This is a genomic window from Pseudaestuariivita atlantica (assembly GCF_001205715.1).
In the GTDB taxonomy this organism is placed as follows: Bacteria; Pseudomonadota; Alphaproteobacteria; order Rhodobacterales; family Rhodobacteraceae; genus Pseudaestuariivita; species Pseudaestuariivita atlantica.
The window spans coordinates 266,967-288,597 of the sequence record NZ_AQQZ01000005.1 but is presented as its reverse complement, the minus strand read 5'-3'; the positions used below and the strand labels follow the sequence as shown (position 1 = coordinate 288,597).

The following is a 21,631-nucleotide window of genomic DNA, read 5'->3' as shown; positions in this document are numbered from 1 at the left end:
GAGATCGCCGCGCGTCAGATCGCGGGCAAATCCTCGCCACGCGGGAGCCCCGCCGCGTCCACGAGCCGGAAGAGCCGCGAGTCGACAAGCCGGGCCAGAAGGTCGGTCAGGACGGGTTCGGAGGTGCGCGGAAGGATCGCGGATTCGATGATCGGCTGAGTGAAGTAAGGCTCGGTCTCTGCAATGTCGAGCGCGAGGACGAGCGTTGCCGGGTCGCCCGCCTTGTCCGGTTGCCGGATCGCCGCGATGCGGGCGCGGGCGGACTGGAGTTCGGCATGGATCGAGGGACGGAACACCACGTCGATTTCGGTATCGGCACGCAGGGTCGCGGCGATGGCCGGATCGATGGGCGCGCGCAATTCGGGCTCTCCTGCGCCTTCGGGCACGACGATCGCGTATGTCACGTCGGTTTGCGCGACCGCGCCGGGAGCCCGGCTGCGGACCCGCGCGATCGTGCCGCCATGCGGAGAGGACAGGCTGGGCGTATCTTCGAACCGTGTCAGCGTGTCGAGGATGAGAGACTGGGCATCGACCGACGCGGTCAGCGTCGCGATGCGCGCCGAAAGCTCGGCGGCGTGGGTGGCGCGCAGGGTCGCTAGCCGTTCCTCGGCGCGGGCTTGCCGGGTCAGCGCGCGGTTCCGGTCGAGCGTGACGGCAAGCGCCGCGGCGGCGCGGGCGCGCGGATCGACCGAGGCGTCGGCATTGAAGGTCAGCGCGAGCTTGCGGTCGAGCGCGTCGACCCGCCGGCCCAGCAGGCCGATGGCGGCGTCGATCGGCGTTTCGGTGGAGCGGATCGCGTCGAAGCGGGCGGTGCAGCGCAGGCGGGCCGCATCCAGCTGGTCGCGCGTCTCGTCGTCGATGCCGGGGTTCGGGCCGGTCCAGACCGGTGGGGTCTCGCCGCCATCAAGCAGGCAGCGGCGTTCGAGACGGGTCGTAAGCAGGCGCCGTTCGATGATCACCCGCTGGTTGGCAAGGTGCGTCTGGTCGAACACCATGACCGGCTGGCCGGGTTCGACAATGTCTCCTTCTGTCACCAGCAGGGTGCCGAATGGCAGTCCCATCGGCAGGTCGAGCGGGCGCGGTGCGGCTTCGGGATGTGACCACGCCACGTCCAGCAGGATCGACCGGTCGATCCGGGTGGACGCGAGGGTCGAGGCGAGCGCGAACCACAGGATCGCGGTCAGCGAAAGCCCGAAGGCCAGCCAAAGGATCATGCCAGCGGCCAGTCCCGGAAGGGACGGTGCGCGGTAGGTGATGTCAGAGGGTCTGGTCGGCATCGACATTGCCCTGCTGGTTCCCGCCCTTGCGCGGATCGTAGGTCGCGATCTTCGCGATCACGGCGCGCTGCGTTCCTTCCATCACCGCCTCGACCGACATCGATTGCCCGATCACCATGGCCAGCGGCGACTGGCGTGACCCGGTCACCTGCTGTTCCACCTCCTCGCGGGCGCGTTCGAGTTGCGCGGTGGTGACCGGCCCGTCATCGTCGAGCAGCTTGAGGATGCAATGCCCTTCGAAATGCTTGAATTCGAACGTGACCGACTGGCCTTCGAGGGCCGAGCGGCTCTGGCACGAGAAGGCCAGAAGCTCGGACGCGATGAGGGCGGCCTTGCGGCGGTTCGCCTCGTCCCCGTCGCGTTTGAAATGCGAGCGAATCCAGCGGTCGAGGTTGTCTTCGCTTTCGAGGCTGCGCGCGGCCACCATCCGGGTCCAGCCCGAGGACATGCGGCCGCGAATCTCCTGCGCGTCGCCTGCTTCGATCACGCGGCCGCCCTGCAGCACCAGAAGCTGGTCACAGCATTCGAGGATCGTGCGGTCGTCCGTCGCGACGATGAAGCTGCGGCCCAGCCGCTTTTCCTGGATCATGCGCGCGGTCAGGGCGCGGATAACCTTGTCGGAGGCTGAATCCTCGGGCCGGTCCATCAGGTAGAGGCCGGGGTTGAGCAGGAAGGCGCGGGCAAATGCCAGCGACTTGCGTTGCGTGCTCGGCAAAAGCCGCGCATCGGGCGTGGCGCAGATTTCGTCCACGGTGTCGGTGGCGAAGACCAGTTGTTCGAGGATCCTTTTGCCGCGGTCGAGCAGGTTCCCGTCATGGAAGCACGACAGGTTCTCGGCACCGCTGGCGGGCAGGAGGATCGGGGTCTCGGGCAGGTGCACGCAGGGCACCTGTTCATGCTCGGCCCGGCGCGCCCAGAGGTCACGGTCGTTCAGCGACGCGAATCCGCGCACCGACAGGCCGGCCATGCCATGCGGATCGCTGAGCGCGGCAAGGAAGATCGACTTGCCTGCGCCTGCCTCCCCCCGCACGCCCATGATGGTTCCGGGCGGAATTTCCACATGGATATCGGACAACAGGCGGCGACCCGACCGGTCCTCTACCGACAGGTTGCGAATCAGGAGACCCGCCTGTTGCTCGGGCGTCAGGTCGTCGAGCGGAGGCCGCGCCTCGACCGAGGTCGCAACGCGTGACACGCGGGTCTGACGTGCCAGCCGTCCGGCAGCGTGATCGCAGATGGCGGTGATCGACCAGAGCGCGATCAGCGTGACGCCCCCGATCGCGGCGACGCTGATGATCTCTTTCGCGGCGAGCCAGCTGGACACGGCGAGGGTGATGACCACACCCGTCCAGATCGCAGTCTGCCGGAAGGATGGCCAGAGCGCGTAACCGTCGCTTTCCGTTTCGGCAAGGTGGTGACCGTAGGCGTCGCGCCCCGCGAGGATGCTGACCGCTTCGGACGGGCGGAAATCCCACAGGGGTTCCTTCCGCGCGAATCTGTGCAAGCCGCGCAAGCCGAGCCATCCCAGAACCGCGCCCGCCGCCAGCCCGATGGCCAGAAGCGGGTGCACCATGGTCAAAACCAGCGCCGCCAGGACGCCAATCGCGGCGCGCGCGGCCCGATCGTTCGCCATCCTGTTCTCGCGATAGCCGCTGAGCGCGCGGGCATGCGCCATGTCCATGACCAATGCACCCAGCACCGGCACGATCCCGGCGGCGCCGAGCAACCATGCCAGGATCCGATTCCCTTCCATTGCAACAAGGTCGGTCAGGAATACCGCAAGTATGGCAACGGACAGGAGACTGAGGCTGGACACCGCGGTGAACAGGTAACTGATGCCACGAGACCAGTCCGGCGATCCGCGATCCGACATCGTCATCGCGTCTTCGGACATGACCGGCAGCGCGGCCCGTGCCGCAAGTCGCGTTTTGTGGCGCTGCACAAGGTTGCGCAGATGAAGCATCGTCTAGGCCCCCGCTTGAGTGCCACCTGCATACGGGCCTGTGATTAACAAAGAATGTCCGCCCGGCTTGACGGCCTCGAGCGTACTTTTCGAAATTTTAACTGCGTGCTGCCAAGAACGGGAGGGAACGGGAAGACTGGGACGATGCAGGCATGAACCGAAATCGCAGGACGACACGGAAATCGGCACCCCTGGCGCTTGCGATCTTCGCGGTCGTGACGACGTCTCTGGCCGGCGCTGCCTATGCCGTGGGTCAGGCGGCCCGTGCCATATTCCTCGCACAGGAAGAAGAGATCGTGCCGATCATCGCCGGCGGTTCGCTGGATGAAATCCCGGCGCTGATGCGCGGCAATATCGCGACGCAGACTACCAGCGTCGTGCTGGGGGAGCCGCAGCGCGTCAAACCCCCGCGCATGTGCGAGATGCCCGATGACTATTTCGACCAGATCGACCTAACCCCGCCGCGTGAACCGGGCTACACCGTGCGCAGCGGATACGTGCGGAAGTTCAAGCCGCGCCGCGGTTTCCTCAACGAACGCGAAATGCGCGCGGCGCGGGTCGCGTGGCGGTATTTCCAGAATTTCACGCAGGAAACGACGGGGCTTGCGAATTCGGTCGGCAACTACCCATCGACGACGATGTGGGACACCGCGTCCTACATGGCGGCAACGGTCGCGGCCTACGAGCTGTGCATCATCGAAAAGCCCGAACTCGACAAGCGGATCACGCAGCTTCTGACGACGATTCGCGAACTCGACCTGTTCCGCGGGGAGCTTCCGAACAAGGTGTATCACACCAAGACGGGCGCGAAGGTCGACTATACCAACAAGCCGGGCGAGATCGGGTTCTCGGCCCTCGATATCGGGCGGTTCCTTGTCTGGATGCGGATCATCAAGAACCGCTACCCGCATCTTGGCAACACCGTCGATTCGGTGCTGCTGAAATGGGATTTCTCCAATGTCATCGACGAGGAAGGGCTGATGTGGGGCTCCTACGTCGACAAGGAAACCGGTGACACGGTCTATGCGCAGGAAGGGCGGCTGGGATACGAGGAATACGCGGCCAAGGGTTTCGCGCTCTGGGGGTTCAAGCCGCGCCTTGCGCACCGGGCCGAACCGTTCCTGACGGCGTCGATCTTTGGTGTCGCGATTCCCTATGACGGGCGCGATCCGCGGATCTTCCATTCGCAGAACTACGTGGTGACGGAATCCTACCTGCAGGACGGGCTGGAGCTGGGGTTCGACCTGCCGCACGACGATTCGTCGCCGGAATGGCTTCATTCGGACGGGTGGCGCGCAGAGTTCGCCGACCGCATCTACCAGGTGCAGGAGAATCGCTGGCGTCAGACCGGGTTCATGACCGCGCGGTCGGAACACAACGTGAAGGGCCCGCCCTACTTTACCTACGACACGATCTTCTCGGACGGCTACCCGTGGAACACGGTCACGCCGCGCGGCGACTACGTGCCGGACCATGCCGCGGTCGCGGCGAAGGCGGCGCTGGGCCTGTGGGCGCTGTGGGATACCGAATACACCGACGTGCTCTACGAGGCGATCATCGAGCTCTACGACCCCGAGAACGGCATGTACGAAGGGTTGTACGAGCGTGGACAGGGCCGGGTGGAGATTTTCACCGCCAACAATAACGGGATCATCATGACGTCGCTTCTGCACAAGGTGCAGGGCACGATCCTGACCCCGTACACAGGCAATACCGAGGTCTGGTACACCGCGTTCCGCGAGCAGGACACGCGAGAACGCCGCCATTACCCCGATCCGCCGCAGGAAAAGGACTGGCTGCCCGCATTGCGCCACTCCGTTCAGATAGAGGCCAGTTACTGATGAAAACCACACTCGCAGTCCTCAGCGCGCTTTTCGTGGCGGCGGCCAGCCCGGCGCTCGCGCAGTCGCAGCCCGTTCAAACCGCTTCGGTCCCCGCACAGGGGTTCGAATCGGAAAACGCTATCCTCGACACGTCCATCCCGTTCGCCGCCGGCGCGCGGGAGGCCCGGCAGGAATTGCGCGGGGCCTTCGGGTGGTCGACCTTCCAGGAAGGGCAGGTGAACGGGATCTATTTCCGGTTCGACCCGGATGGCTATGCCCGGTTTGCCACCACGCCCCGGCTCGACACCGACGTGTTCGAGGTCATCTGCCGCCCGCGGACCCTGTCCTGCATGGGCCGAAAGGGTGAATTGTCGGTCGCGCTGACGGGCGCGGGGCAGGTGCAGATCGGCCTGCAGACGCGGGTTGCCGGTGACCGGTATTTCCTGTCCGAAGGTGTGAGCGAGGTCGAGGTGCCGGACCGCATCCTGCAACCTTTGGATTCGCGGCTGGAGGCGCTGATGGGAACCGGTGGCGCGCTGGTCGTACGCCGTGGCGAGCAGGTAGCGGCACGGATTTCCCTGAACGGGTTCGAAGCGGTCGCGGCCTACCTGCGCTGGATCGCGGCCCGGCAGGATTACGCGGTTTTGCCGCGCAACTGGCCGGTGCCGGGGGCGCGCCGCCTTGTTGCCCAGCCCCTGCAGACAGAGGTGCAGGCGCTGTCGCCGGTCACGTCAGTGCCGTCCGCCGCGGGCGTCGCGGAAGCGCAGTTGTTCGATCCGCTGGCAACGCCGCAAGCGGCACCGCAACCTGCCTTGCCAAGCAGGGAGGTGGCCGAAGTGCGCGGCGAATTGAACATGCTGCGCAAGATGCTGCTGGACCAGCAGGCGAACCAGGCGCCGGTCGATACCGGCGGATCACGGTGGGCGCAGGGTCCCGTCGTCCCCGCCGCGTCGTCCGGCGATACCCGGCTTCTCGAGCTTGAACGGTCCAACCAGATGCTCATGCATGAATTGCAGAGGTTGCGCGCGATGCAGGGCGGTGGCGGCCTGCAGGATCAGGGCATGATGCAACCGCGATCCCCGGCGCAGGCTCCGCCCCTTGATGCGTCGGCGGGTGACAGGTGGCCGCGTCTTGACGGTGGCACGGGACGCGCGCCGGGGCTGCTTGGACAGGATCAGGCCCTTTTACCCTCGGCCTCGGCCCCGCGAGCGGCGCCGAACACCATGGAAGGGTCGGCCCATGCCGATCCCGCCACGGTTGCCCGCCAGACGGCGGATCGGCTGGAATACCTTATGACGGAAATCGGGCTTGACGCGCGCACCGCGCTTTTGCTGATCCAGTCGAGCGGGGAGGCGGATATCGGCTCCCCGGCCTCGGAGGACGGATCCTACCAGGACGCGTTGGTCTCCGACATCCTTGCCGAGTTGCAGGAGCAGATGCCGGTTGTCGATACGCCGATGTCCCAAGCTGAACCGGACATGGCCGCGCTGCAGGGCGCGATCCCGGCGGACGAGTTCATGCTGCTGTCGGACTATTTCCGCAGCGTGATGCCCCGGCCGTGATCCGGCACGGGATCACGCCGCGACCGGTGGCTCCTTGGCGCCCGTCATGAAGGCCACCGCGTCGGACATCGAGTGCTGTTTCGGGTCGATCACGCAAAGCCGCTTGCCCAGCCGGTGCACGTGAATGCGGTCGGCCACCTCGAACACGTGGGGCATATTGTGGCTGATCAGGATGATCGGGATGCCACGGGATTTCACGTCGAGGATCAGTTCCAGCACGCGGCGGCTTTCCTTCACCCCCAGCGCGGCGGTCGGTTCGTCGAGGATGATGACCTTGGACCCGAACGCCGCCGCCCGCGCCACCGCAACGCCCTGCCGCTGGCCGCCTGACAGCGTTTCGACCGCCTGGTTGATGTTCTGGATCGTCATCAGGCCGAGGTCGTTCAGTTTCTGGCGGGCAAACTCCTCCATCCGGCGGCGGTCGAGCTGTTTCAGAACCTTGCCGCGCCAGCCCGGTTTGCGCAGCTCGCGGCCCATGAACATGTTGTCGGCGATGGACAGCGCGGGCGACATCGCCAGTGTCTGGTAGACGGTTTCGATCCCGGCCTCGCGCGCGTCGATGGGAGAGCGGAAATGCACCGTCTGCCCTTCCAGTTGCACCTCGCCCTCGTCCGGTGTCACGGCGCCCGAGATCGCCTTGATCAGCGTCGACTTGCCCGCGCCGTTGTCGCCGATCACGGCGAGGATCTCCCCCGGCATCAGCTCGAAATCGCAATGGTCGAGCGCGGTCACTTTGCCGTACCGCTTGACGAGGTTCGTTGCCCTGATGATCGGTTCCATCACGCGGCCACCTTTCTGATCCACTGGTCGACCGCGACCGCCCCGATGATGAGCGCCCCGATCAGCATGAAGGTCCATTGCGGGTCGGCCCCTGCCATGCGCAGGCCAAGTTCGAACGTGCCGACGATCAGCGCGCCGAAGAACGCGCCGACGATCGAGCCGCGCCCGCCAAAGAGCGAAATGCCCCCGATCACCACGGCGGTGATCGCCTGGATGTTGCCCACGACCCCGGTCGAGGCCGAGGGCGACACGGACGAGAACCGCCCGATCATGGCCCATGCCGCCAGCGCGCAGATGAAACCGGCGATCATGTAGACCGAGATCAGCGTGCGGCGCACGTTCACGCCCGCCAGTTCCGCCGCTTCGGGGTCATCGCCCACGGCATAGACATGCCGCCCCCAAGCGGTCGACCGCAGGCAATAGGCCAGCACGACGACCAGCACGAGCATCAGGATCACGCCCAGCGTGAAATTCGCCCCGCCGATGGAAAACGTCGTACCGAGGAACTGCAACGGCGGCGCGGCCTCGGCGATGTCGCGGCCCCGGATCGTTTCGTTGCGGGAGTAGAGATAGTTCGCGGCGAGCACGATCTGCCACATGCCCAGCGTCACGATGAAGGGTGGCAGCTTGACCCGCGCGACCAGCCAGCCGCTGATCGCGCCAATGATGGTGCCGACGGCGAGGCCGATTACGATGGCGACCGAGGACAGGATACTGCCGAGCGTCGGGTTGCAGTGCCCGGACGCGGTGCCGGCCTCGATCGCGCGGGCGAGGTCGCGTTCGGACGCGCCGATGAGGCAATCGAACATGCCCTCGGCGCCGGGAATGAAATAGCGGAAGGTAACCTGCCCCATGATCACGGTGCAGAAGACCGCGATGGCCCCGACGCTGAGATCGATCCCGGCGGTCAGGATGATGAGCGTCTGCGCCGCGGCGAGTATGCCGACGATCTGCACCTGTTGCAGGATCAGCGTCAGGGTGCCGGGCGAAAAGAACCGCTCCCCAAGGATCAGGCCGAAGATCGAGATGCCGACCAGCAGCACGATCAGCGGAACCAGCGCGGGGGTGACGTGCAGGGCGTGCTGGAAATGGCCCAGCAGGCCTTTCTGCTCGTCCTCGAAATGCGCGACGTCGGCGGACGCACCGGTGGCTGCGCCTTCATAATCCTGGGATGTCATGGCAATCCTTTCAAACGCAAACCTGCGCTATCGTGGCGCAAGGTCGTTTGTCGTGGCAAGGGGCAGCGTGCCGCCCCTTGCCGAATTCAGGCCGTGGGTCTTAGCCCCAGCAGAGGTCCAGGCCTTCGTCGACCGACAGCGATTCAACGCCGTCTACCGGCTCGGCGGCGATCAGGCCAACGCCGGTGTCGAGGAAGTTCTTGCCCTCGGTATTTGCGGGCAGGGTGCCGTCCTTGGCGAATTGGGCGATCGCCTCGACGCCCAGCGACGCCATCAGCAGCGGGTATTGCTGCGAGGTGGCACCGATCACGCCGTCAGCGACGTCTTCGACGCCGGGGCAGCCGCCATCGACCGACACGATCAGCACGTCGTTCTGACGACCCGCCGCGGTCAGCGCCTCGTAGGCACCGGCAGCCGACGGTTCGTTGATCGTGTAGACCACGTTGATGTCGGGATCGACGGCGAGGCAGTTCTCCATCGCGGTGCGACCGCCTTCCTCGTTACCGGCGGTGACTTCGTTGCAGATGATCCGCGGGTCGTCTTCGTCGCCCCAGCGGGCCGGATCCTTGATGTCGATGCCGAAGCCGGTCAGGAAGCCCTGGTCGCGCAGCACGCCCACGGTGGGCTGGCTGATGGCGAGGTCGAGCATCGCGATCTTGGCGTTGGCTGCGGCATCGCCCATCTTGGCGGCGGCGTATTTGCCGATCAGTTCACCGGCAAGGAAGTTGTCGGTGGCAAAGGTCGCGTCTGCCGCATCGATTGGTTCAAGCGGCGTGTCGAGCGCGATGACCAGCAGGCCCGCATCGCGTGCGGCCTGAACCGAAGGCACGATCGCGGCGGTGTCGGACGCGGTCAGAAGGATACCCGAAGCGCCGTTGGCGATGCAGGTTTCGATCGCGGCGACCTGCGCCTCGTTGTCGCCGTCGACCTGGCCGGCATAGGCGTTGAGCGTGATGCCCAGCTCTTCGGCCTTGGCTTGCGCGCCTTCACGCATCTTCACGAAGAACGGGTTGGTGTCGGTCTTGGTGATCAGGCACGCGCTGGTGGCGTGGGCATCCGCCAAGGCCGCGCCTGTCATCGCCATCAGCGAAACGGACGTGGCAGCAAGCAATTTTTTCATGATGTTCCTCCCAAAATTTCGCGGACCACTCCGCGACTGACGTCAAGTAATCAGATTCGCAGCGGCCCCGTCAATAAATAAATAAGGTTGATTTATTTATCTGACTGGCGTGTAGTCGGTTGGTGAGGAGACCCTGATGGCGATGATGTCACACAGCGCTGAAAGGCCCCGTGCGGGTGGGGACAAGGTGCCCGGATCGATGCTGCGCAATCATAACGAGCGGTTGATCCTCTCCCTGTTGCGTGAATCCGGGCCGCTTTCCGGCGCGCAGATCGCGCGTGAATGTGCCTTTTCGGCGCAAACCGCGTCGGTCATCACCAGATCCCTCGAAGCGGATGGTCTGATCGCGTTCGGCGATCCGGTGAAGGGCAAGGTGGGCAAGCCGTCTGTGCCCGTGGCCCTGTCGGCGGAAGGGGCCTATGCGTTCGGTCTGCGGATCGGGCGGCGCGGGGTGGAGATCATCCTGCTGGACCTCCTGGGCCAGATTCGCGGCTCGGAACGGTCGGAATACGATTTCCCGACGCCCGAGAAGGTCGACCAGTTCGTCGAGGGCGCGATCGGGCGGTTGTCGCAGAGGATACCGGCGGCGCGGCGTGACCGGATCGTCGGGATCGGTGTCGGTGCGCCGTTCGAATTGTGGAACTGGCTGGACCTTGTGGGTGCCCCGATCCGCGAGATGGCCGCGTGGGAAGGTCATTCGTTCCACGAGGCATTCGCGCGCTTCACCGACCTGCCGGTACTGGTGGGCAACGACGCGACGATGGCGTGCAACGGGGAGCGGGTCGCCGGGATCGGCCGTCACAAGCCCAACTTCGCCTACATCTATATCGGACCGCTTCTGGGGGGCGGGATCGTCCTGAACGGGGAATTATTCGAAGGGGCCTCGGGCAACGCGGCGGCACTGGGCAGCTTGCCTGCGGGCGGTGCGGGCGCGGGACAGATCAACCGGTATGGTTCGATCCTTCTGCTGGAGCGTCACCTTGCCGAACAGACCGGCAAGCGCGTGTCGCTGTGGGGGAACGCGGCCGCTTGGGCCGAACATGCCGAACTGATCGAGCCATGGATCCGCGCAACGGCGCTGGCGCTGGCGCAGGCGGCGGTCACCGTCAGCTCGATCCTCGACTTGCAGGACATCGTGATCGACGGGAGCTACCCGCGCGACGTGGCCCAGCGGATCGCGTCAGACACGCAGGCGGCGTTGACCGAGTTCGATACGCGCGGCATCCATCCGCCCAGCATCCTGTGCGGCACGCTGGGTGCGCGGGCCGGTACGCTGGGCGCGGCGCACCAGCCGATCATGGCCGCGCATTTCCTTGACGGATCGCAGATCGCCGCGCGCTAGCGGTACTTGGCGGCGGTGATGAATTCGCCGAACGCCTCGCACCAAATCAGGACGGTGGTGTAGGCGGTGATGTCGATGCCCGCCGGCACATCGAGGATCAGGCCGTCGAAGGTTTTCACGTCCCCGACGATCACGGATGCGGATTTGAGCGGGGCGAATTCCGCCTCGTCCTCGACGAATTCGGGCACGAGGTACAGCTTGTAATCCGGTCCCGGCGCCAGCTTGCCTTCATGCACGATGCGATCGGCGCCTAGGCTGATCTTGCCTTCGCCCCAATGCAGGAAATCGCTGCCCTTCAGGTCGCGCGTGAACTCTGCCGTGAACTCGGCATCCTGCGCCATTTCCTGCAGCATCGCGCGGTCGGGCGAGGGCGGAGCGGTGAGGATCGGGAGAAGGTAGACGCCAAGCGCGAAACCGATGGCGAGCGCGATACCGTGGGTGACAATTCGAAAGAGGAAGCGGACCATGCGCGGCAATCCTTATGATACGAAAACGCCGCGACTATGCCGGTGGACCGGCCACGCGTCCAGTCAGCGCATCACGAAGGGATTGGCCATCGGCGCGTCCGAGGTGTTGATCCATGTCGTTCGGGTGCGGGTGTAGTCGTGGATCGCCTCCATCCCCGCCTCGCGTCCGTAGCCCGATTGCCCGAACCCGCCGAACGGCGCGATGGGAGAGATCGCGCGGTAGGTGTTGATCCAGCAGATCCCGGCGCGCAGGCGGTTCGACACGCGGTGCGCGCGGGCGAGGTTCTGGGTGAACACGCCTGACCCGAGGCCGTACAGGCTGTCATTGGCCAGCGCGATGGCGTCTTCCTCGGTGTCGAAGGGCAGGATGGACATGACCGGGCCGAACATCTCGGTCTTGAGCGTGGCGGTGTCGGGCGAGGTGCATTGCACCAGCGTCGGCGCCATGTAGTTGCCGGGCCGGTCGACGGGCGCACCCCCGGTATGGATCGTGGCGCCCTGGTCCTGCGCGGTGGCGAGCGTCGCGACGATCCGTTCGATCTGCGCGCGGGTGCACAGGGGGCCGACATGGGTGTCGGATGCCAGCGGGTCACCGATGCGGATGTCGCGGGCGCGGTCGGTCACGCGGGCGATGACCTCGTCCACGATGCCACGCTGCACCAGCGCGCGGGACCCGGCGACGCAGGACTGCCCCGACGCGCCGAAATTGCCCGCGATCAGGCCGTTCACCGCGCTGTCGATATCGGCATCCTCGAAGACGAGGATCGGGCTTTTCCCGCCGAGTTCGAGCGTCGTGACGGCGAAATTGTCGGCCGAATTGCGCACGACGTGCCGCGCCGCATCCGGCCCGCCGGTGAACGCGATGCGGTCCACGTCCGGGTGGCGGGTGAGCGGGATGGCGCAATTCTCGGCGTCGCCGGTGATGACCGACACGACACCGGGCGGAAAGCCCGCCTCGTGGATCAGCCGGGCGAATTCCAGCATCGGCACGGGTGCAAGCTCGGACGCCTTCAGCACCACGGTGCACCCGGCAGCGAGGGCCGGGCCCAGCTTGGTCGCCGTCAGGAACATCTGGGCGTTCCACGGCACGACAGCGGCCACCACGCCGATGGGCACCCGTTTGGTGAAGACGTGCATGTCGGGCTTGTCGATGGGCAGCACCGCGCCTTCGATCTTGTCGGCGAGGCCCGCGTAATAGCGGTAATAATCCGCCACGTATCCCGTTTGCGCCGCCGTTTCGGTCAGGAGCTTGCCGCTGTCGGTCGTCTCCAGCCGCCCCAGCGTATCGGCATTGTCGGCGATCAGGTCGGCCAGCCGTGACAGCATGCGCCCGCGCGCCGTCTGCGTCATGTCGCGCCATGCCGGATCTTCAAGCGCCGCGCGGGCGGCGGCGACGGCGCGTTCGACGTCACCGGGTGCGGCGCAGGCAAAACTGGCCCATGCCTCGCCCGTGGCGGGATTGGTGGTTTCCATCCGCGCGCCGGTACTGCCTTCGCAGAATTCACCGGCGATGTAGAGCGGGTAATGGGGCAGGTCGGTCATCGGGGTGTCTTTCACTTGTCAGGCAAAGGCCGGCATCACGTCGTCGATGAACCGCGCCAGCGAGGAGCGCTTGCGGTCGTTCGACATCCCACTGTCGATCCAGAAGGAGAACTCGTCAAACCCGAGGTCCTCGTACCGCTTGATCCGGTCAATCACCTCCTGGGCGGTGCCGATAGTCAGGTCGCGGCGCATGGCTTCGGGGGACATCATCGGGTTGGCCGCGATCTCGTCATCCGTCAGGGGCGCGATCTGGCCCTGCGACACGGGGCGCTTGTTCTGGAACCACGCGCCGAAATAGCAGTAGAACCGGTTCAACTCGTCCGCAGCGCGCGCGGTGTCGTCATCGTCCGCTGCGACGTAGGTATGGTGCAAAAGCATGATCTTGGGCCGGGGTTTGCCGTGGTTGGCGACGGCATCGGAGAAACGGCCCATCAGCGTCTCGATTTCCTCGATCCCCTGCCAGAGCGGCGTGACCTGCACGTTGAAATCGTTCGCCACGGCGAAATCGTGGCTGGCGGGGTCGCGGGCGGCGATCCAGATCGGCGGGCCGCCCGCCTGAACCGGTTTCGGGGCCGAGGTGGTGGCCGGAAAGTTGAAAAACTCGCCTTCATGCGCGCAGTCGCCGTTCCAGAGCGCGCGCAACAGCGGCGCGGTTTCGCGCATCCTCTGCCCGGCTTCCCACGCATCCATGCCGGGGCGGAGGCGTTCGTATTCGAAGGAATAGGCGCCGCGCGCGATCCCCATTTCCAGCCGCCCGCCGGTCATCAGGTCGGTCGCTGCCGCTTCACCCGCCAGCTTGATCGGATGCCAGAAGGGCGCGATCACGGTGCCGGTGCCCAGCTTCACGTTTCGCGTGTGGTGGGCGAGGTCGACGATGGACAGGAACGGGTTGGGCGCGATGGTGAACTCCATCCCGTGATGCTCTCCCGTCCAGATCGCGCGCATCCCGCCGTCATCGGCCATGCGGCAGAGGTCGAGGAAATCGCCGTACATCTCGTCATGCGCCTGTCCGGCATCGCGGCGTTCCATGTGGGCGAAGAGCGAGAAGTCCATGGTCTAGGCTCCGGTGAAATGGCGGGTCAGAAGGGGAGTCAGCGTATCGGCATGGGTCATGGGCAGCATGTGCGCCGCCCCGTCGATCACGTGCGCCGTGCCGCCGGTCGCCGAGGCGAGCGCGCGGGACATGTCCGGGGTCGAGTTCGGGTCGTCCGACCCGGTGACGCACATCACGGGCGCCTTGATCGCGTGGAGTGGGACATCGCCCGCATCGTGATGCGCGAAAAGCGTGTAGGCCTGATTGTAACCGGTTGCCGGGGCGGCGCGCAGCCACCGCTCGCACGCGTCGCGGGCGGCGGAGGGCACGGCACCGAACCAGCGATCCAGCGGGGCAGAAGGGTCGGGGGGCGCGTCGTCCGACATGGCGGCGGCCCGCGCCCGGATCGCGCGGGCGGCATCGGGCGGGCGCTGGTAGACCGCGTTCACCGCCGTCACGGATCGCGCAAGGTGCGGATAGCGCGCCGCAAGATCGAGCGCGATCAGGGCCCCCATCGAATGACCCACGAGGTGTGCGGGGGTGTCCAACGCCTCTGCCACGCGGTCCGCGTAGTCGGCAAGCGCGGGCGATTGGCTGAACCCGGCGCTATGCCCATGCCCCGCCATGTCCGGTGCGATCACTGTATGGCGCGGCGCAAGGGCGTCGATCTGGGCGGCCCACGCCTCGGCCCGCAATCCCACGCCGTGCAGCAGCAACACGGTTGGTCCTTCGCCGTCGCGGATCGCGGCAAGCTGGCCGAAAGCGTCCCGCGGGCGGTCGCGCCATGTGGTGTCGGGTGCCATGCGGCAACCGTGCAAAGCGCGCCGGTGATTTACAAACGACGGATTGTCGGTCAGAGGTATTAGCAAAGCTAATGACAAGGTTGATGCTGTGGCGCGCGCCCTTCCCCCGCTGTCGTGGTTCCGCAGTTTCGAGGCATCCGCCCGGAACCTGAGCTTCACCGCCGCGGCAGAGGAGCTTGGCCTCACGCAATCCGCGATCAGCCAGCAGGTAAGGCACCTTGAACAGCGGCTGGGTGTCACCCTGTTCCAGCGCCAGCCGCGCGGATTGGCGCTGACGGACGATGGACGGCGGCTCTTGCCGTCGGTCGGGCGGGCCATCGACGGTTTGCGCGCCGCCACGCAGGCGTTCGAGGCCGGGCCGACGCAGGATCTTGTGACGGTGGCGACCTCGGTCAGCGTGGCGCAATGGGTGATCCAGCCTGCGCTGTCGGGTTTCCTGTCGGACCATCCTGACGTGCGCCTGCGCCTCGTTAGCACGATCTGGCCCGATGATTTCACCCGCGCCCTTGCCGATGTCGAAGTGCGGTTCGGCAGCGCCGCGCAGGTCGGCGCGGGGGCCGAACCGTTCGGGTCCGATCGCCTGATCGCGGTGTCGCGGTCGGGGGCACAGGCAGACCTTGAGCGATTGCCGTTGATCGAGGCGGTCGGCGTCTCCGCCGGGTGGGCGCAATGGCCCGACCCGGTGCCGCAAGCGCCGCGCGTACACGTGGACAGCTATGGCGCGGCGCTGGACCTTGCGGTGCAGGGGGTTGGGGCCGCCCTGACCTCGCAGCTTCTGGCCGAAGGGCCGATTGCACGGGGAGGGGTGCGGCGCATCGGGGAGACCGCGATGCCGGGGGTCGAGCGGTATTTCCTCGCCTGCCGCAGCACTGCGCCTGCTGCCCGCGCCTTCGCCGCGTGGTTGCAGGCACGCGCCTGATCTTTCACATTGCGCGCCATGCTCCGTTTCTCTGCCAATCTCGGGTTTCTCTGGGCCGACCGGCCCCTGCCGGAGGCAATCCGCGCGGCGGCACGGGCGGGGTTCGACGCGGTGGAATGCCATTTCCCCTATGCCGACCCGGTGGACGATATCCGCGCCGCACTGGATGAAACCGGTCTGCCGATGCTGGGCCTGAACACGCGTCCGGGCGACCGGGATGCCGGTGAGTTCGGCCTGTCGGCCCTGCCGGGGCGGGAGGAAGAGGCGCGCGAGGCAATCGACCAGGCGGTTGATACGGCTCTCGCGCTTGATGCCGGATCGGTGCACTTGATGGCCGGTCGCGCGCGTGGACCCGCCGCGCGGGAGGCGTTCCTGCACGCGCTGGACCACGCCGTGACGCGCATGCAGGGCACCGACCTGATGCTGCTGGTCGAACCGCTGAACGCGGGTGACGTGCCGGGCTACCACTTGGGCACCACGGCAGAGGCAGCAGACGTGATCCAATCGGTAAACGCGCCGAACCTGCGGCTGATGTTCGATGCCTACCACGTGGCGCGGACCGAGCGGGATGTCGTCGCAACGCTGAACGCCGTGGCGCCGCTGGTCGGACACATCCAGTTCGCCGACGCGCCGGGACGGGGAAGGCCCGGTAGCGGAACGCTCGATTTCGAGGGGTTTTTCGCGGCGGTCGCGGCGCTGGGGTGGTCACGCCCGATTGGCGCGGAATACCTGCCCGGCGGGCCGACCGGTGACAGCCTTGACTGGCACCGCGCGCAGCTTGCCGCGCGCTGACCGTCACCCGAATTGCGATGAAATGGTCGGAGTGGCGAGATTCGAACTCACGACCCCTGCCTCCCGAAGGATCGGGCCTGACCTTAAGTCTCTGTAATCATTGTTGTATAGTCTCATTTATCTGCTCCTTTGTTCACGTTTGTACCGATCTATTTCCGGATTTGATCCGGACATCAGATTGCGTCCGCTGCGCCTCGCTGGTGGTCCGGGTGATGATGTCCATAGTTCTTTTCGAGCGTCTCGAGGGTCATCCCGAGAAAGCCACAGGCGTCCCACTTGGGCGCGCCCTTCTGCATGAGCCAAGTTGCGCAGGTGTGCCTCAAGATGTGCGGCACGACTTTCCGGTCTCCGTCGGTCTCGAGACCAGCGGCTACAACGGCCGTCCGAAACGCACGTTTGATGTTCTGCAATGACTTTCCGCGATGCGTGATGACGAATTCGTCCTCAGGAAATCGCCTACGCCTGCGCAACAGGTATTTCCTCAGGCGCGCGGGCAACCTTGAGCTCGGGCGCTCTTTTTTGGTGCGTCGTCGACCGATCGGGTTCCAGTAGATGATGTTGCTGTCGAAATCGATGTCGGACCAGCGCAGGGACAGGATGGCTTCCTTCCGCTGGCCGGTCAGCAATCCGATCCGGAGAAACAGGGTCAAGTGTTCGGTCTTCGACTCCGTCGGCACACCGTCCTGCAAAGGACTGTCGAAGCTCCGCGACACCCGGATCAGCGTTAGCGCTTCTTCGCAGGTCAGAAAGCGGATGCGTCCCTCGGGCTTTGGCGGAAGCCGTACCGCGATCTTGCGCGTGATCAGCTGGTCTTCTTCGGCCCGCCGGATCGCGGTGGACAACAAGCTGAGCTCTCGCCTCAGAGTTCCGTCTTTGAGCCCCTTGTCGCCCCGACCCTTTCGGCGTTTCTGGCAGTACTCCTTGATGAGTGCATCGTTGATGTCGCCCACGGAGTACCCATCAAAAAACCGAATGATCGGCTTGGCAGCATTGGCCAGTCGCTCCGGGTCGGTGACGTCATCAAGCCGCTTCGCAAGGTAGTGCGAAATGGCGTCGGCAACATAGAATTCATGCGGCTCGACCGCACGCTCCGGCCTGAAGCGTCTCAGCTTCCATTCTGCGAAGTAGAGTTCAGCCTGGTCGCGATCCCCAGTGCCAGTCGAGTGCTCGCGGCTGCGTCTCCCCTCGGTCCAGTAGATGTACCAGTTGCCCTCGGACGGGCGCTTGCGGTCACGCTCGAGGCGCGGCGGGGATGATCTTCTTGGCATGCCTTCACCGTGAAATTGTCAACGTATCGCTCCCATGCGCCGGAAGGGATCTTCGGGTTTCGGCGTCCTGGGGCCGTATAGATGTGGTCCAGCATGTCCTCGCGGATCAGGTAACGCACATTGGACACCGGAATGCCGATGCGCTCGGCCAGTTCTTTTGGGGTTTCCAAGAGCTTTTGCACGTTTCGCCTCCTCAAACTTTGTGCTCACAAATCGAGGCAGGCGATTTCATTTTGCGTTCAGAATGAAACAAACATACGCTGATCTTACGTGAATCGAGCGCATTGCCGCGATTTATGGTCATATGTGATTCATATAACCAGCTTTGTGGTCAATGCAACCAATAAGAAGGTTGTGTATGACAGTTCCCGGCTTGGGGTACCGCCTTGCGGCTGTGCGAGGCGAAGCAAACCTCTCCCAAGAGGAGATGGCGCAGCGCCTCGGCACTAGTCGAAGCGCATACCAGTACTATGAGCGCGGCCAACGTGATTTGACGGCCTCCTTGCTGCTGAAAGTCTACGAGGAATTCGACGTCGATCCACTCTGGATGCTTGAGGGCGACACCACTGACGGCAAGAACCGCAGGCACGAACAGATCGCCGCCGCCAATCGAAAGATCGGCATCGCCGTTGAGCGCCGGATCATTGATCGCGGACTGACCGTGACCCCCGAAAAGAAATGGGACGCCATCGATTTCCTCTTCGATGAGTTCATGAACACCGATGTCCTGGCCGCAGGCGGCGAGGAACCGGACACCACGCGAATTGACAGCGTTTTGAGGTTGGTAAGCTGATGCTGGACGAAAAACTCCCCGACGACGTGAAGAACCTACGCCCACGAAAGCTACGGCTCAGCAAGGATGCGGAACGCCTGCTTGCAGGCGTCACCGAGGCAGAAGCCGACCCAAAGCGCCAACAACGGGCTAGTGGCTTGCGCCCAAACGCCGATAGCGTCAATGCCGCGCGCTGCGTTGGTTGTGGCCAGATCGAATACATCACGCGTGAGTATTGTCGCTGCGGGCACTACCTCGCTGGCCAGATCGAAGATGAATACCTCGCGTGGGAACAGAACCTGGCCGAGACGCATGAGCGTTTAGTTGAAGAGGCCGAGCAACGGATGAAGCCAGTCAGATGGGCCGCTTCAATTTCATTTCCGTTCCTACTTTGGCCGCCCCTTCAGCTCCTGCTGTATGGTGAAGGCATGCCATTTTCTACCTGGCTATGGATTATCCCTGGCGCGGCCATCTTGGGACTGTTTGCCGTGGCGGAAAAGCTCATCTCCGCAAAACGTGACGCCAGCGCCCTCGAAGTCCAAACAGCTTCATTCGAGGGCTTTCTGAATGAGCGGCTGCAGATGGGCAACGGCGCTAGTTTCCAGATGGGGGCGGAATGAACGGCCTCAGCGAACGAGATATTTGCAGCAAGTTCGTCACCCCGGCCCTTGTGGCAGCGGGCTGGAACCTGAATTCTCAAATCCGCGAAGAAGTGAGTTTGACGGCAGGTCGCATTATAGTTCGCGGCAAGCTGACTTCGCGCGGACAACAGAAACGCGCAGACTACGTTCTCTATCACAAGCCCAACATCCCGATTGCTGTAATCGAAGCGAAAGATGCGACGCACTCGGTGGGCGCAGGCATGCAGCAGGCGCTAGAGTATGCCGAATTGGTCGACGTGCCGTTCGCCCTTTCGACGAACGGTAGAAGCATCCTGATGCACGACAGGTCGGTTTCGGACGGCACCGTCGAACAAGAAATCTCGCTCCAAGAAATGCCTTCGCCCGAACAACTTTGGCAGCGTTACGCAGCCTGGAAAGGCATCGCGTCTGCGCAAAATCCTGTCATCAATCAGGACTATTTTGATGACGGTTCCGGCAAGGCCCCGCGCTACTACCAAACGCTTGCTGTCAACCGCGTGATCGAAGAAACAGCAAAGGGGCGTGATCGGCTTTTGCTCGTCATGGCGACGGGTACGGGCAAGACGTACACCGCATTCCAGATAATCTGGCGCCTCTGGAAGGCCGGTGCCAAGAAACGCATCCTGTTCCTTGCGGATCGCAACATCCTCGTTGATCAGACCAAGACGAACGACTTCAAGCCATTTGGCGGAGCGATGACCAAGATCAGCAATCGCCAGGCCGACAAATCCTATGAAATCTACCTTTCGCTTTATCAGGCGGTCACGGGAACCGATGAGGCGGCGAACATCTACAAGCAGTTTTCGCGTGATTTCTTTGATCTGGTGATCATCGACGAGTGTCATCGCGGAAGTGCCGCTGCAGACTCTGCCTGGCGCGAAATCCTCGAGTACTTTTCCAGCGCGACACAAGTCGGGCTGACCGCCACGCCGAAGGAGACAAAGGACGTCTCCAACATCGATTACTTCGGCGAACCGGTTTACACCTACTCACTGCGCCGAGGTATTGAGGACGGCTTTCTCGCTCCTTACAAGGTCATCCGTTATGACTTTGACAAGGACCTCACCGGCTACCGACCGGAAGCCGGAACGCACGACAGGTTCGGTCACGAAGTCGAGGATCGCATCTATAATCAGCGCGATTTCGACCGGACCTTGGTGCTGGATCGGCGCACGAAACTGGTTGCCGGCAAGATCACTGAACTCCTCAAAGCAACGAACCGGTTCGACAAGACAATCGTCTTCTGCGAGGACACGGAACACGCCGAACGCATGCGTCAGGCACTCGCCAATGCGAATGCCGATCTGGTCGCTGAAAACCATCGCTACGTCATGCGGATCACCGGAGACGATGCGCTTGGCAAAGCCGAACTGGACAATTTCATCGACCCGAAGGCCCGCTATCCTGTCATCGCCACAACGTCGAAACTGCTGACAACCGGAGTCGATGCAAAGACCTGCAAGCTGATCGTTCTCGATCAGCGCATTCAATCCATGACCGAGTTCAAGCAGATCATCGGGCGCGGCACGCGCATCGATGAAGAGCACGGCAAGCATTATTTTACGATCATGGATTTCAAACGGGCAACCGAATTGTTCGCCGATCCCGACTTCGACGGTGATCCGGTACAGATTTATGAGCCGGGCGCAGACGATCCACCGCAACCGCCCGATGACGACGATGTCCCAGTCTCGCCAGGCGAAATCGACGAAACCGATCAGCCTGAGATCATTGGGGGCGTGCTGGGTAATCCGTTTGGTGATGAACCGCCGCCGCGCAAGTTCTATGTCGATGGTGTCGAGGTGAATGTGCTGTCCAAGCGCGTCCAGTATCTCGGGCCCGATGGTAAGCTGATCACGGAATCGCTGCGCTCCTACGCCAAAAAGACACTGCAAAAGGACTACAAGACGCTAGATGAGTTCCTGCGTCGGTGGACCGATGCGGAGAAAAAGCAGGCAATCATCGAGGAACTGGAATCACTTGGTGTTTTGCTGGATGGGCTTCGTGACGAAGTGAAGAATGGCGAGACCTTCAGTGCCTTCGATCTCTTGTGCCATGTTGCCTACGGCCAGCCGCCGCTTACCCGCAAGGAGCGGGCCGAACAGGTCAAGAAGCGCAACTATTTTGCCAAGTACGAGGGCAAGGCGCGCGCGGTGCTGGAGGCGCTGCTCGACAAATACTCAGATGAAGACTTTGGGCCGCTGGAAAACGCCAAGGTGTTGCAGCTGAAGCCCTTCGATGAGATCGGCACCCCGGTTGAAATCGTGAAAGGTGTCTTCGGGGGCAAATCAGCTTATGAGGCGGCGGTCAAAGAACTACAGCAAGAACTGTATCGCGAGGGGGCGTAAG

General features: G+C 64.1%; 18 protein-coding genes. 8 read left to right on the top strand and 10 right to left on the bottom strand.

What is annotated here, in order from left to right:
* Positions 1-14: 14 nt before the first annotated feature.
* Positions 15-1,277 (bottom strand): HlyD family secretion protein, encoded by a 1,263-nt coding sequence (locus ATO11_RS13385; protein ID WP_134643118.1) that lies wholly within the window; start codon positions 1,275-1,277, stop codon positions 15-17.
* Positions 1,258-3,240, bottom strand: a complete 1,983-nt coding sequence (locus ATO11_RS13380) for an ATP-binding cassette domain-containing protein (protein WP_050531387.1) — start codon at positions 3,238-3,240, stop codon at positions 1,258-1,260. The genes ATO11_RS13385 and ATO11_RS13380 overlap by 20 nt, the downstream gene beginning before the upstream one ends.
* A 215-nt stretch (positions 3,241-3,455) precedes the next feature.
* Between ATO11_RS13380 and ATO11_RS13375 the strand changes: the two genes are divergently transcribed.
* Together ATO11_RS13375 and ATO11_RS13370 are read left to right on the top strand one after the other, a co-directional pair.
* Positions 3,456-5,081 (top strand): DUF3131 domain-containing protein, encoded by a 1,626-nt coding sequence (locus ATO11_RS13375; protein ID WP_242601418.1) that lies wholly within the window; start codon positions 3,456-3,458, stop codon positions 5,079-5,081.
* Positions 5,081-6,625 (top strand): hypothetical protein, encoded by a 1,545-nt coding sequence (locus tag ATO11_RS13370; protein ID WP_050531386.1) that lies wholly within the window; start codon positions 5,081-5,083, stop codon positions 6,623-6,625. Before ATO11_RS13375 ends, ATO11_RS13370 begins: the two co-directional genes overlap by 1 nt.
* Positions 6,626-6,637: 12 nt before the next feature.
* Here ATO11_RS13370 and ATO11_RS13365 read toward each other — a convergent pair whose 3' ends face one another.
* The 3 genes from ATO11_RS13365 to ATO11_RS13355 all read right to left on the bottom strand — a co-directional run bounded on the left by ATO11_RS13365 (position 6,638) and on the right by ATO11_RS13355 (position 9,703).
* A complete protein-coding gene (locus ATO11_RS13365; RefSeq protein WP_050531385.1) occupies positions 6,638-7,405 on the bottom strand; it encodes an ATP-binding cassette domain-containing protein in 768 nt (255 codons plus the stop codon).
* Positions 7,405-8,583, bottom strand: a complete 1,179-nt coding sequence (locus ATO11_RS13360; protein ID WP_050531384.1) for an ABC transporter permease — start codon at positions 8,581-8,583, stop codon at positions 7,405-7,407. The genes ATO11_RS13365 and ATO11_RS13360 overlap by 1 nt, the downstream gene beginning before the upstream one ends.
* Positions 8,584-8,683: 100 nt before the next feature.
* On the bottom strand, positions 8,684-9,703 hold the full coding sequence (locus tag ATO11_RS13355; RefSeq protein ID WP_050531383.1) for a sugar ABC transporter substrate-binding protein: 1,020 nt from the start codon (positions 9,701-9,703) through the stop codon (positions 8,684-8,686).
* A gap of 136 nt (positions 9,704-9,839) precedes the next feature.
* Between ATO11_RS13355 and ATO11_RS13350 the strand changes: the two genes are divergently transcribed.
* Complete coding sequence (locus tag ATO11_RS13350; protein ID WP_082176305.1) at positions 9,840-11,045, top strand: ROK family transcriptional regulator; 1,206 nt, start codon at positions 9,840-9,842, stop codon at positions 11,043-11,045.
* On the opposite strand, the gene ATO11_RS13345 is transcribed toward ATO11_RS13350, so the two are convergent.
* From ATO11_RS13345 to ATO11_RS13330, 4 genes are all read right to left on the bottom strand, one after another.
* On the bottom strand, positions 11,042-11,512 hold the full coding sequence (locus tag ATO11_RS13345; RefSeq protein ID WP_050531382.1) for a DM13 domain-containing protein: 471 nt from the start codon (positions 11,510-11,512) through the stop codon (positions 11,042-11,044). The two genes, ATO11_RS13350 and ATO11_RS13345, sit on opposite strands and share 4 nt — an antisense overlap.
* Before the next feature lie 63 nt (positions 11,513-11,575).
* On the bottom strand, positions 11,576-13,054 hold the full coding sequence (locus ATO11_RS13340; protein WP_050531381.1) for an aldehyde dehydrogenase: 1,479 nt from the start codon (positions 13,052-13,054) through the stop codon (positions 11,576-11,578).
* Between the two features lie 18 nt (positions 13,055-13,072).
* A complete protein-coding gene (locus ATO11_RS13335; RefSeq protein WP_050531380.1) occupies positions 13,073-14,107 on the bottom strand; it encodes an LLM class flavin-dependent oxidoreductase in 1,035 nt (344 codons plus the stop codon).
* Positions 14,108-14,110: 3 nt separating this feature from the next.
* The gene (locus ATO11_RS13330; RefSeq protein WP_050531379.1) at positions 14,111-14,890 is read right to left on the bottom strand and encodes an alpha/beta fold hydrolase; all 780 of its coding nucleotides are present in this window, start codon (positions 14,888-14,890) and stop codon (positions 14,111-14,113) included.
* An 88-nt stretch (positions 14,891-14,978) separates the two neighbouring features.
* On the opposite strand from ATO11_RS13330, the gene ATO11_RS13325 reads away from it, so the two are divergent.
* Positions 14,979-15,809 (top strand): LysR family transcriptional regulator, encoded by an 831-nt coding sequence (locus ATO11_RS13325; protein WP_050531378.1) that lies wholly within the window; start codon positions 14,979-14,981, stop codon positions 15,807-15,809.
* An 18-nt stretch (positions 15,810-15,827) separates the two neighbouring features.
* Positions 15,828-16,601, top strand: coding sequence for a hydroxypyruvate isomerase family protein (locus ATO11_RS13320; RefSeq protein ID WP_050531377.1), 774 nt, complete (start codon positions 15,828-15,830; stop codon positions 16,599-16,601).
* Between the two features lie 173 nt (positions 16,602-16,774).
* On the opposite strand, the gene ATO11_RS13315 is transcribed toward ATO11_RS13320, so the two are convergent.
* Positions 16,775-17,869, bottom strand: a complete 1,095-nt coding sequence (locus ATO11_RS13315; RefSeq protein ID WP_050531376.1) for a tyrosine-type recombinase/integrase — start codon at positions 17,867-17,869, stop codon at positions 16,775-16,777.
* A gap of 334 nt (positions 17,870-18,203) precedes the next feature.
* Here ATO11_RS13315 and ATO11_RS13310 point away from each other — a divergent pair, with 334 nt between their 5' ends.
* From ATO11_RS13310 to hsdR, 3 genes are read left to right on the top strand one after another with little or no spacing between them, the layout of a single operon-like run.
* Entirely contained in the window at positions 18,204-18,662 is a 459-nt protein-coding gene (locus ATO11_RS13310) for a helix-turn-helix domain-containing protein (RefSeq protein WP_082176304.1), read from the top strand.
* Positions 18,662-19,261 (top strand): hypothetical protein, encoded by a 600-nt coding sequence (locus ATO11_RS13305; RefSeq protein WP_050531374.1) that lies wholly within the window; start codon positions 18,662-18,664, stop codon positions 19,259-19,261. The genes ATO11_RS13310 and ATO11_RS13305 overlap by 1 nt, the downstream gene beginning before the upstream one ends.
* Positions 19,258-21,630, top strand: a complete 2,373-nt coding sequence (gene hsdR, locus ATO11_RS13300; RefSeq protein ID WP_050531373.1) for an EcoAI/FtnUII family type I restriction enzme subunit R — start codon at positions 19,258-19,260, stop codon at positions 21,628-21,630. The genes ATO11_RS13305 and hsdR overlap by 4 nt, the downstream gene beginning before the upstream one ends.
* Position 21,631: the final 1 nt, after the last annotated feature.